The organism is Kordia algicida OT-1 (assembly GCF_000154725.1).
GTDB lineage: Bacteria > Bacteroidota > Bacteroidia > Flavobacteriales > Flavobacteriaceae > Kordia > Kordia algicida.
This window is the reverse complement of record NZ_DS544873.1, coordinates 182,175-195,781: the sequence shown is the minus strand read 5'-3', so window position 1 is coordinate 195,781 and position 13,607 is coordinate 182,175. Positions and strand designations below refer to the sequence as shown.

Sequence of the window (13,607 nt, the reverse complement as noted above, 5' to 3'; positions counted from 1 at the left end):
TATTGGTCCTAAACTTAAAGAAACTTCAGGTGCTATCATTGTGTATATTCCGTATCCAATTAATGCAATTCCAGCGATTAATAAGATAAGTTTGATTGTTTTGTTCATGTGTAGTTTCAGTTTTATTTATTGTTGTAAACAAAGATGAACTATTTAAAGGATTTTGCTTAACTCATATCGTGTAATTTTTAGCTTATTTAACTATTTATTACGAACAGTTAGTTAGTTGATTAGTGTATAACACTCCTACTCTAACACATTTAAATTTCGAAGATTTTGAATTGTATCGTCCTAAAAAACCACGCCAAGTAGCGTGGTTTTATATTAAATCTGTAAATATTATTAGAAGTTATTTATGACTGAATCTGTCTTCATCTGGATACCAATATGTATCTAAGGCTCCCGTAAATGCTCCGTTTTCATAAGCTTCTATCTGAAGTTTTAGTTTTCCTAAAGTGCCAAATTGGACAACTCTGCGTTTTACTTTTTCTACTAAAAAAGGGAGCATTATTGCCTGTAGCATATCTAAACTCACCAGTTTCGATATATTTTTTATTGTTAAAGAAATAGATGTTATCATATTCTTTTTTTTCAATATGAAGTATGACGGCTTCTATATTGTCGTCGTCCGTCATTCTTATTAAATACTTTTCTGCTATTTCTAGCATTTCTTTGTCTGTTTGCATATAACTGCTAAATATATCAATCTTTCTCTTTTTAGTATAAGATTTAATTTAAAGTACCATCTATTTCTAAATAACTATGATGTACAATATATCCTCTGTTTTTACATGAATTATACATCTTGCGTAATATCCTTCTGTAAATCCTCCATTTTTCCGTTCAATATCAGGAACTCAAAATGATTCATTATAAATGTTGCTTTACTTTCTCTATGATTTGCTTTTTTTTGAGTACAACCATACTTTTAGCTTCTAATTTCTTAATAATATGAAGTGTTAGACCTTATTATTCCTAGAGTGGGAATATTTAATACGGGATTAACTTTAAATGAATATGGGTTGCGTATAAATAAAACTTACTACCCGTACATCTCTTTATAATATTCTTTTGAGTAATCGACTATGTCATTAATAAATTCACTAAAAGTTTGTTTTTTACCTGCATGATTTAAATCATAACTACCTACATCATACAACTCCGCTTGCCATACAATAGGATCTTCTGTATCTTCATCTAAATAAAAAAACCAAAAGGCTTGCGAGCCTGTTGCGAATGTCCAATAGGGTCTAGTTTCTTTAAAATTAAATGGTTCTAAATAGGCTTTCTGACGATAAGCTTGGTATTCTTCATCTGCCAAATCTTCTATAGATGCCAAGCCATCTAACAAAACCAAATACCCAGGATAACTACCAGCTAAATACAAAAACTCTTTGTAAGCTAATGGGAATATAATTCCTAATTGAGTTTCATATTCAGCAATCTTTTCTTCTGATATTCCTTCTATCATCTGCGAAGAATATTCTACTTTTGAAGTATTCTCTAAATTCTTTAAATACTGTATTTCCATGATTATTTGCTTAAAAATTTATTAAACATATATGCATTTTCAGCATATTCATTTTTACCAATTTGAGTAGCCTGTACCTTAATTTTATTTTTAGGAATGTTAAGCATGTCGCTATAAATAATAATTTGCCTTTTACAGGAATGACAAGGTAAGTATAAGGTTTTCATTTCCATCCCTAAAACTCTTACATTATCTACGCCATAAATTGCTTTAAGTTTATCTATATCCTCAGAAACATTAAGGAGCATTTTATGCTCCGTATCATTAATTCTTACAGAGTGCCTATTTGTCTTTGAGTCGACAACTCTAAACAAATCGTTAGCTTCTTTTTTAGACAACCCTAAGTTTTCAGCAAATTTTGATGTTTCAATATATTTGGCATTTCCTTTAGCTAAATCTAATCCTGATAAAGAGGTGTATGGTATTTTAATCTTTTTACCATTAACCTCAACTATTGCTATCATGGTCGCCATATTTTTATCTGACTTTACATTATCAAACTGTGTTCTAAGTCGCAATAAATCATCTATTTCAGACTTAGACAAGGCATTCATTACATCTAAATTTTTCCAAGCTAAAAGCAACTTACTTGTTTGACGGAATTGGGTTTTTATAATACTAGTATATTTTTTTATAAATAATTCTCTTAACTCTTTAAATAGTTTTACCTCGGCAGCATTCTTTAAATCAGGAACTATTCTTAGAACTGAAATTTCTTCTACATAATCACCTACAATTCGCTTTAGCTCATCATGAAAGTTAATCTTATCGAGTTCATCAATCTCTCCTTTTTTAACAAGATTATCTATATGCTTTCCTAAATCATCTGATTTTAATACTTTTTTAGCAGCATTTTTTAATCCATTCGCTAGCTCGCCTCCTAAAGATAGTAATTCCAAATAAAATAACACTTCACTAAGCGATTGACCGAATTTAGTATCGTTAAGCCCACTTAGTTTTAGTAGTATATTTATTGTTCCACTCGATATTTCAGTAATAGCGGCAAAACCTGTAACCGCTTTTTTAACTTTTTGAGCCAAGACTAATTTATGTCCTAGTTTTACAAGTTTACTCAAATGTCTAAACTTGGCTAAGTTTCCAATACCTGAAAGTGTTGTAACAGCATCTAGTAAATATTCACCCCCAGTTTTGAGATTTTCCCAGAAAGCACTTTCTTCATTGGCTAACAATACAAAAGCAGGAAGTACGGTAAATTTTCGACCTTCACTTTTATTGTATATAAATTTTGGATTTTTATCATTAGATATGGCTACAGGATGAAAAATATGGTATTTATAATTGTAGTAATTGTAAATTGTTTTTTTTGAGTACCTATTTTTTGCAATTTTAACTTTCTTGGTTTTTCCAGAATCAACTTTTAAAGCTACACTAAGTTCTGTTTCCTTTGTTGTAAAATCAATACTAGCATTGGTATCATAAAACCCAAATGTTTTATCTGTAGTATAAGGAAGCACCAAAGGAGAAGCTTCTTCTTCATTTTCAGAAATAGCAGGATTCACTTTTGGATCAAAACTCGCATAAGATGATTTTGACCAAACACTCCAAAATAAATTGACAAACGACTTAAAATCATCAGTGTTCAATTCTTCAAACAGTCTTTTAAAAGGAGTTTCTTTGCTATTAACAAGTTTTAAAAGAAATATTTCAAGAAAATCATCAGGCTGCAATCGTTCACTTAGATTGCTTAAAATATAAGTAACTAAGTCTTCTTTGTTTAAACCTAAATTATTGATGTCATCTTCTTCTATGATCTGAATTAGTAAATCCCAAAGAAATCCTATTCCTATTTTTGTTTGAATATAAGTACGTGGTAAATACCATAAAATATCTAGCAAATCTGCTAGTGATCTAGAACTTCGTTTGGCATCTTTTATTAATTGAGTTATAATGTAATGATAATCTTCAAAAAATTGTCTTTCAACTTTTGGAAAAATATTTAAATCAAATGTGATATCATTAGAAAAATAAACCTGATTGCAAAACGATAAAAATGCTTGATATGAATTAAAATCTAGTCTAAAAGCAAAATTTGTATTAAAAATTCTATTCTTAATAATTGGTTCATCATTATCAAAATTATAATCTAGCGTAATTTTTTTGGTTGTTGTATTTATCTTACTGATTATAGGAAACTTAAACACATAACCTTCTTTATTTTCATCAAATGTAATTGTAAGTCTTCTTTGTTTTATATTTAAATTGGTTTCGCGTACTTTTCTTGTAGCATTGTCCCAAAAGTCATTGTATAATCCTAAACTATCTTTATAATTTAATTCATGTACACCATTGGTAATTTCTTTAAAGTATACTCTCTTGTAATAAAAATTATCTTTATTTCCATCAAAAACAACTTCGTCTAATTCTTCAAAAATAAGATAGAGTATATTTAAATAAGTATTATATTTAAATGTATTATTAGATACAGGTATCTCAAATAAATTATCTGTGTCTTCAAGAATTGTAAAGTCAAAATCATATGTAGAATTCGTATTTAGCTCGTGATATTTGTGAACAATTACACCTCCATCATTAATGGTTTGTTTGATATAAAATATAAAATCAGATGTTGTTTCTCTGTACCATAAACTTTGATTATTTCTTAATGTAATAGTTATTATGTTATAAGAATCTATACCTGAGAAAATCGAATTTCCATCCGCTAGATAGAAAAAATCATTATTTATCAAATTATCATCAAACCTTACAAATCTTTCTACAGGAATATTTGCGTCAGTTCTGTTTTCTTCAGCAAGATATCGTATTAAGTATGTTAAATCGCTCATTGCCTCATCCGTTTTTTAGTATTTCCCTTTTTTGCAATTTGTAAAAGGGAAAAAGTCATTGTTTTTTTAATCATTGTTTTTTTATTTTTCAATTTTATCTAATACCGAAGTAAGATTGTTATTTCCATAAATAGTTGCTTGAAATTTGTTTTTTTTATTGGACATACCTATCCTGTTTCTAAATGTGTGATATACACTCAGATTAGTAATGAATATGTTTTTGGGGTAAAAAGATTAGTCTACACTACTAAAGTTGTAGCTTTTTTTTATTGATGTCTATCTTATTTTATATGTAAATGTTGAGTTTCCTTTACACTAAAAGTTTCCAATAATCTTAATTGATATTATATTATCTTTCTACAATACAAAAATACTAATTACAGAAAAAAAGTATTACTTATCAAAGACCAACTCTTGTAGTTGCAGTAAGTCATAAAAGTAATATTCAGACAGAAAAAAAGCATCTGAATTTCTAAAGAAATGTTTATAACTTTGATATGTTGAAAACAAAAGAAAACACATTTTATTTTACTCCTTTTATGCTTGAGAAGTTCACTAAACTTAATCTAAAATTACTTATTACAAGATTATATACATAAACACTCCCCAAAAACACGTAGTTCAGCAAAAAACTCATACATTTCAGAAAGGAAGCAATTTGGTTTTTAGATTTTATAGTACTTTTATGAAAACTTTTTCACTTGCGACAAGTACTATTCTCCATATTTTTTTTTCTTTTAAGCTTGGTCATTTGGGCACAAGAACCTGTGAGCATCCATTTAACAGAAGCAAATGGTTTGCCCGATATTGAGTTTTATGACAGTATCGAAGATACAGAAGGCTATATATGGCTCGCGGGAAACAAAGGATTATTTCGCTATGATGGAAAAGAATTCAAAGTATATTCACATTCTGAAAAGCGCGGTCGTTCATTTTTCAATCTCAAACTCGATGAAAAAGGAAGATTGTGGTTTACCAATATTGCAGGACAGTATTTTTATATAGAAAATGACAACGTAATACTATTTAAAGATTTACAAGAAATTCTAAATGGAAAGCTCTCCGATTATCTTATTACTGAGAACTACTTACTCATTTATTCTCTACGTTCAACACTCTGGATTGACCGTAAAACAAAAAAAATAGTTCACGAAACTGAAAATTTAGGTGGTACAAGTATTGGCTTTGTTCAAAACAATCATTATTATTTTTTAAATTTTAAAAAAGAGCTTTTATCTCAAGATATTGAAACCAAAGAAATTGAACCTGCTGTAAAACAGCAATATCCTGACAGAGAATCATTACCAGGCTTTACACGTTTCCACAAAACATCAAAAGGATATGTAGTATTATTTCAAGATAAAACCGGAGAAAAAAATTCACTATTCCTTTATAAAAATAAACAACTAATAGCTATAAAACTCCCAGAAGCCTTACTTAATAATACTATATTTACTATTCAAGAATATGATGACAAACTGTACTTTTCTACAAAGAAAGGAGTCGTTGTAACACAACATATTAAAAATAAAATTCGTGTCATTTCAAGTTATTTAAAAAACTATTTTACCACGGAAGTCATCAAAGATTTTCAACAAAACTTATGGATTACAACATTGAATAATGGTATTTTTATCATTCCAAATGAAAGTTTACAACTCATCAATACTGACAAAAAAACGAATGTAATCGAAAAGTATACAGATTCAACGTTTTTTACAGGGAACAAAAATGGTACTCTAAGTATTCTTTCACTTGATGGAGACGTAAAAGAAACATTCAATTTTACTGATGTTTCAGAAATACAGACACTAAATTATAATCCGAACACAGACATATTATATTACAATTCAGACGAAAAGAATATACGATATCACGTAGGTCAAAAAAAAATCATCTCGTTTGATAATTTTAATGCTGCAAAGTCAATTTCTCATATCAAAAATGACTTCTATCTAAAAAGTTTTGCGCACGGTACATTCTACGGAAATGGCAAAGAAGCTATTAAAATCAGTGACAAGCGTTCTTATGAATCTATTTATTCAAAGAAATATAAAAAAGCATATGTTGCTACGACTAATGGACTTCTACTGTACGATTCTATCTTCAATTTTGAAAAAAGCATTTCTTTTAACAACAAACCCATCTACACATTTGATATCGAAGAAGCATCCAATGGAAGCATTTGGGTAGCTACTTATGACAATGGAGTGCTCAACATAAAAGATGATAAAGTTGTTGAGGTATTATCACTTAAAAATGGACTAGCTTCTAAAGCAATCAACAAGATCAAAACCGATGGCGAACATCTTTGGATTGTAACCGACAACGGATTTCAACACTACAATACAACCACAAAAACCTTTAAAACCATTAACAAACGTGATGGTTTGCTTTCGTACAACATCAACAGTATTGAAACGTTTGGAAACGATGTACTATTTAGCTCAAATATTGGACTTTTCCGATTTGATAAACGTACCGTTTTTAAAGATTGGGAAACTCCAGAAGTATATATCACAGCAACAATTTTGGAAGAAAAAGAAGTTCCATTGAAATCAACTTACACACTTAAACAACAAGAAAGTGAAATTGAAATTCGATTCAATTCCAAAGGATTTCAATCAGATACATTTGTCGCGTATGAATATCAACTCAAAGGTTTCAACGATTCATGGAATTCGGTAGACAAAGGACAACAACATGTAAAATTCAACACCTTACCTGCGGGAAAGTTTACATTCAATCTACGTGCCCGAAATTTAAGAGATCAAAACTATTCTGCTGTAAAAAGCCTGCAACTTAACGTCACGCTTCCTTTTTACAAACAAGCTTGGTTTCTCATCTGTATTATGCTTGCTATATTGGCAATTGTCATTCTCTATTTCAGAAGAAAAATCCGCATTCGCGAAAAGCAAAAAAATAAGGAATTGCAACAATTAGAGATCGACAAACAACTGGTAAACTTACGTTTAGAAAACTTGCGATCGCAGATGAATCCACATTTTATCTTCAATGCGCTCAACTCCATTCAAGAATACATTGTACTCAATCAACAAAACTTAGCGAGCACATATTTGGTGAAATTTTCTCGTTTAATTCGAACGTATCTTGAACAAAGTCAGGAAAAAGAAATCACGCTCGATCAAGAACTCAAAGCATTACACTTATACCTAGAGTTAGAAAAAGTACGTTTTGAAGAAGAACTCACTTACGAGATTTTAGTAGATAAAAACTTAGCGTTGGAAACCATCAAAATTCCATCACTTTTCATTCAACCATATATTGAAAATGCTATCAAACATGGTTTGCATCACAAAATTAGCAACCGGAAATTAGAAGTTTCTTTCCAAAAGCAAAACGAACAACTAATTTGTAACATTACTGATAATGGCATTGGTCGTGAAGCAGCACAAAAACTGAAGAACAGTCAAATAAACTACTACAAATCTTTTGCAACACGCGCCAATACAGAACGTGTAGAACTCATTAACAAAGATCGTCTGCAAAAAATAGAAGTAATTATCAGCGATTTAACCGACGAAAAACAACAACCTACAGGAACTTGCGTCAGCATCCGAATTCCTTTAAAAAAATAAGTATGAATGTACTAATCATAGACGACGAGCGAAAAGCGCAAAACCTACTCGAAGCATTATTGCAACAAAATTGTCCACAGCTTTCTACAATTGACAAAGCTTCAAACTTGCTCGAAGGTGTCAAAACGATCAGGGAGAAAAAACCAAAAATCGTATTTTTAGACATTGACATGCCACAACATTCTGGTTTGCAAATCTTGGAGTTCTTTGAAAACGAAACCATCAACTTTCAAATCATTTTTGTCACGGCGTACAACGAATTTGCCGTAAATGCATTCAAACTTGCCGCAGTCGATTATCTGTTAAAACCCATTGATGTTTCCGAACTTACTCATGCAGTCAGCAAAGCCGAAAAAATCATCAACGATCAAAACATCAACACACAAATTCACGACTTAAAATTAGCTTTCAAACAAATGTCAATCAGTAAAATAGCGCTCGAAATTCCCAAAGGAATCATCTTTGCCGCCGAAGACGACATTTACTATTTTGAAGCTGATGGAATGTACACAAAAGTATATTTGCAAGGAAATCGTACCGAATTCATCTGCAAACCGTTAAAGCATTTTGCCGATCAATTGGCGCACAAACCTATCTTTTACAAACCGCATCGCTCCTATCTTATCAACCTCAAACACATCAAAGAACTCTCCAAAAAAGATGGTTTTCACCTCATCATGGAAAACAACAAAACCATTCCAATTTCGCGCGACAAAAAAGACACCTTCATGCAAGTCATTGCTGAAATATTTTAAAAATTTGAAGCTATTTCCTGCTATCACTACTCAATCTTTTTCTTCCGCGAAAAGCGTCAAAAAAAGGATTTCAGACATGCCGTTCTATCAGGGCTAGATAGGTATTAGCTTTTGGGTCGCTTCGCTTTTAGGTATTAGTCAAGTTCTAAGAGTATTTGGGAATTCAAACTAAAATACGAACATGCTAACAGCGATAGCGATAGCCATACTAAAATTCTAAAAGGCGAAGCCAAGTCTAAAAGCAAAGCAATCTAAAAGGCGGAGCTGATCTAATATCTAAGCGCAAAGTTTCCAAAGTCGAACTTTATAATTGAAGATTTAAAAGCAATAAGTTTATTCATAAAAGAACATGCTTCTTTATGTATCACAACTTAAAATCGAAATAACCTTGAATCTTTAAATCTTTGAATTAAGCGAAGCGAACATAACAGCAAAGCAAGTCTAAAAGCAAAGCGATCTAAAAAGCGCAGCCGATCTAATATCTAACAGCAAAGCAAGTCCAAGAGCAAAGCGATCTAAAAACAAAGCGAATCCAAAAACCATTCAGCAAAAAAATCAAACAGTTCAGAAATAAAACCTAAAAAAACGCCTAGTTCACAATGACTTTTGTAACGTAAAACACAAAATTCACATTATGAACTCACGATTACTCTCAGTATTCCTATTATTCTGTTCCATTGCATTCGGACAAATTCCCACAAATGGTTTGCAACGTGCGTACGACTTCACCAACGGAAGTCTCGCCGATGGCGCAAACGGAGCCAACTTTACTCAAAACGGAACCAACTTAGTTGTTGACAACGATCGGTTTGGAACTTCATCAAATAGTATTCAACTCAATGGAGATTTCCTAAACAGTACCACATTTTCTTTTACCGACATTTCCATTGCTTTTTGGATTAAAACCGACGTCATTGATGGCAATGAAAGAACCATTTTTGATAAAAGTGAACGTACTTCTGCAAATTTTTCTTCCGCTAATGATTATAAAAATGGATTTTTCATATATCTCAAAGATGGTAGAATCGGTTTTAAAAGTAGCAGGAGAGTTGTAGTTAATAATAACACACAGGCACAAGGTAATTTTTTGGGAGATCGATTTTTCTCTGAATTCGTCGCAGACGGAACATGGAAACACATCGTGATTACCATCAAAAAAGAAGCTACGCAATTCAATACTTCATCTGGAAGAAATACATATCCGTATACGTATAATTTTTATGTAGATAATACGTTGAGTCAAACCTCCACAGAAAATGTACAAGTTGGAGGCATCTTCACGGGACGAGATTTAGACAGACCTGTAGATTTAAAAATAGCAAACATCAGTAACGGAACGCTTACTGCAACGCAAACGTATCAAGATACTATTGATGATATTTACATTTACAACAGAGTATTAACAGCATCTGAAGTTTCACAAATTACCTTAGATAATAATTACACGGTTTGTGAAACACCAGACATTGCAGATTTTAGCACTTCAAATATCACAGAAAACACAGCAACCTTAGTATTGCCACAAACAGATACTTATGACATTGCTTACGGATTGTCTTCACAACCATTCAACACACACACTATTATTACTGATGTAAGCGGAAATGTATTTGTAAACAACTTAGACTTTTCATCAGAATACACGGTGCGTTACCGAAAAAAATGTAACGGAAACACGACGTACAATCCTGCTTCTGGATGGTCACTTCCTGCTACATTCCGAACAAAAGGACCTTTATTCGTAAACGTAAACGCAACAGGTTTAAATGATGGTTCATCTTGGGCAAATGCTTACACTTCATTACAAGATGCATTGGCTGTAGTAAATGCAAATGAAGAAATTTGGGTTGCTAGCGGAACGTATACAGCAAACGCAACCGACAGAACACAATCATTTACTGTAAATGATAACAATGTAAAATTATATGGCGGTTTTGCAGGAACGGAAACGTCTATTTCACAAAGAGATGTTGCCAATAACGAAACGATTCTTTCAGGAGATTTAATGAACAATGACAACAATGTTATTGACTTTAGCGAATCAACTCGATCAGATAATACACAACACATCATACGATTGAACGCACACAATACCACAATTGATGGTTTTACGATTAGTGACGGACATACAATGGGTGCTTCTAACGAAGCTGGTGCAGCAATTTTTATTGCAGTTTCCAATCCGTTAGGTTTTACCGTAAATAATTGTATCATTAAAAATAATGTCGCTGATAATGGTGCATTCTTCACATTTTCGAGCCAGTTTGCCTACCTTAACGGAACTCGAAATGTAACTGTTACCAATACGGTTGTTGAAAATAATTTAAGTCGTTATGGAACAATCAACTTTCGCGCAGCAAATGCTGAAAATACGATTGGAACTTTATACAACTGTTTGTTTAAAGATAATGTAGTAAAAGACAGACCTGGAACAGCAGGTTTTGCAGGTAGTGTCGTTTGGGCAGTTTCCAACAGTGTTCCTGCACGATTGACGATTACTTTGAATATGATTAATTGTACAGCCGTAAACAATCAAGATTTGGGAACAAATAGTAGTTTAAACAACTTTACACGTTCGCCAATTATGGTTGGTGAAAATGGTTCTACCATGGTTACAGATATTTCCAATACAATTATTTGGAACAATACCACTACTAGCGGAAATACGTCACGAGCAGTTTCAGGAGGAAATTCATCAAACATAGGAACCATTTTAATTTCAGACAGTATTTCTAATGACGATTTTGCAAATATCGCTGCTGGAAGTAAAGTAAATACAAGTAATGCAGATCCGTTGTTTACAAGTGCAACCGATTTTACACTGCAAGCTACTTCACCAGCAATCGATTTTGGAGATAATTCAAAATTGCCAACGCCACTCAATGTAGATTTGGCAGGAAATAGCAGAATTTTCAACGTTCATGTTGATATGGGCGCATACGAATTTGGCGCAACTACATTTAGACCTGTTTTAAATATTCTTGCTACTGACGGAAGTGTTACCACCAATCCAAATCCTACCAATGGCGGATATGATTTTAATCAAACAGTACAATTAACACCAATTCCTAATGCAGGTTTTGAATTTACAGGTTGGTCAGGCGATCTTTCAGGAAATGATGTAAACGAACAACTTTTAATGGATAGTAATAAAGCAGTTACAGCTACTTTTACACCAATTCAGCGTACGCTGACTATAAACTCAACTGGTGGGACAATTACAACAAATCCTACTCCTGTAAACGGAACTTACGATAATGGAACGACTGTTACGATTACAGTAACTCCAAACACAGGTTTTATGTTTGACAGTTGGAGTGACGATGCTTCTGGAAATGCAAATCCGTTGACGATTATCATGGATGACGATAAAACGATTACTGCAAATTACTTGAAAAATCGTGTATTTGTAGACGCAAACGCTACAGGAGCCAACGATGGAACAAGTTGGGCAGATGCTTATACTTCTCTAAGAGATGCTTTGGACAATAATCCGATTTCAGATTTCTGGATAAAAGCAGGAACGTATCTTCCAGGAAGTAACAGAACGGACATTTTTACGCTCACGGCAGATCAGTCTTTGTACGGAGGTTTTAACGGAACGGAAACGATGTTAAGTCAACGTGATCCTGAAATAAATGTCACTATTTTATCAGGAGATCTTTTAGGAAATGATGATGGTGTTATGACTTTTGGAAATGCTACTTATTCAGACAATTCGCAACGAATTTTACAAATCACTCAAAATAATGTAGTTATAGATGGTATTACTCTTTCAGGAGGAAACGCAAATGGTGGAAATAATTCTTTGAAATCGGGAGCAGCTATACGAATTATAGAATCGTGTAAAAGTGTTACTATAAATGATGTACTATTTACAAATAATCGTGTGGAACGTGGCGGTGTTGTGTATTATGCGCATACAAGTGCACAATCTGGAAACTACGATTACACATTTACCAATTGTACATTTACAAATAATTTAGGGCGTTTTGCTTCGCTAGTATATGGTGAAAATCCTCGAACAAATGGTACACTAACGTCTACTTTTATCAATTGTGCTTTTTATGAGAATGTTGTTGCAGATCTTTCAGGTTCTGATGCAGGTACAAACGCACTATTTTGGTTTAGAACAGATTTGGCTACAACTCAAGAAGCTATATTTATCAACTCAACCATAGCTAATAATTCGCTAAGCGCAACTTCAACTACTACAGCCGGAGTAGTTTCAATATCGAGAAATAGCGGAACTGCAAATTTAGAAATTTACAATACCATTATTTGGGATAACACACTGACCAATGGAAACGAACAAGTAAGTGTAAATAGATTTGGAACACAAACAACGCCAAATTCGGTTACGATTGCCAATAGTTTAGCTCCAGATGGATTTTCAAATTGGACAACCATTTCTAACATTCAAACAAGCAATCCGATGTTTTCAGATCCAAGTGCAGGTCGTTATACATTGATGACAGGTTCTCCAGCAATTGATGCAGGAGATAATACATTGCTTCCAGCGACAATCACAGAAGATTTGAACGGAAATACTCGAATTGTAGGAGGAACTATTGATATGGGCGCATACGAATTTGATCCTACTTTAAGTACGGAAGAAGTGTCTGCAAGTCCGCTAGATTTTACCATTTATCCAAATCCGGCGAAAGCTACCTTACACATTCAAACAACTGAGAACATTCAAACCATAACAATTTTTGATATGACTGGAAAGCAGATTTTAACAAGCAATGCAACAACAATTGATGTTCGCAGCTTACAATCAGGAATGTATATTCTTCAAGTTACATCCAACCAAAAAAATAGCACAAAACGATTTATCAAACAGTAATCACGTTCATAATTTATTACCTCAAATCAACTTGTGTTTAGCTAAAGCCTTATTCGTAATGAATAAGGC

At 32.6% G+C, this 13,607-nt stretch carries 6 protein-coding genes; 3 read left to right on the top strand and 3 right to left on the bottom strand.

The features are described 5' to 3' along the window. Positions 1-349: 349 nt before the first annotated feature. The 3 genes from KAOT1_RS22600 to KAOT1_RS00860 all read right to left on the bottom strand — a co-directional run bounded on the left by KAOT1_RS22600 (position 350) and on the right by KAOT1_RS00860 (position 4,335). Complete coding sequence (locus tag KAOT1_RS22600; protein WP_157559962.1) at positions 350-523, bottom strand: hypothetical protein; 174 nt, start codon at positions 521-523, stop codon at positions 350-352. Positions 524-1,042: 519 nt separating this feature from the next. Beyond that, the gene (locus tag KAOT1_RS00865) at positions 1,043-1,531 is read right to left on the bottom strand and encodes an SMI1/KNR4 family protein (RefSeq protein WP_007092769.1); all 489 of its coding nucleotides are present in this window, start codon (positions 1,529-1,531) and stop codon (positions 1,043-1,045) included. Between the two features lie 2 nt (positions 1,532-1,533). Beyond that, positions 1,534-4,335 carry a hypothetical protein gene (locus KAOT1_RS00860; RefSeq protein ID WP_007092768.1) on the bottom strand — a complete coding sequence of 934 codons (2,802 nt, stop codon included), beginning with the start codon at positions 4,333-4,335 and terminating at the stop codon, positions 1,534-1,536. Positions 4,336-5,036: 701 nt separating this feature from the next. Between KAOT1_RS00860 and KAOT1_RS00855 the strand changes: the two genes are divergently transcribed. From KAOT1_RS00855 to KAOT1_RS00845, 3 genes are all read left to right on the top strand, one after another. Continuing rightward, positions 5,037-7,934, top strand: coding sequence for a sensor histidine kinase (locus KAOT1_RS00855; RefSeq protein ID WP_007092765.1), 2,898 nt, complete (start codon positions 5,037-5,039; stop codon positions 7,932-7,934). 2 nt (positions 7,935-7,936) lie between these two features. After that, a complete protein-coding gene (locus KAOT1_RS00850; protein WP_007092764.1) occupies positions 7,937-8,689 on the top strand; it encodes a LytR/AlgR family response regulator transcription factor in 753 nt (250 codons plus the stop codon). Between the two features lie 634 nt (positions 8,690-9,323). After that, on the top strand, positions 9,324-13,538 hold the full coding sequence (locus KAOT1_RS00845; RefSeq protein ID WP_007092763.1) for an InlB B-repeat-containing protein: 4,215 nt from the start codon (positions 9,324-9,326) through the stop codon (positions 13,536-13,538). The last annotated feature ends 69 nt before the right edge of the window (positions 13,539-13,607 follow it).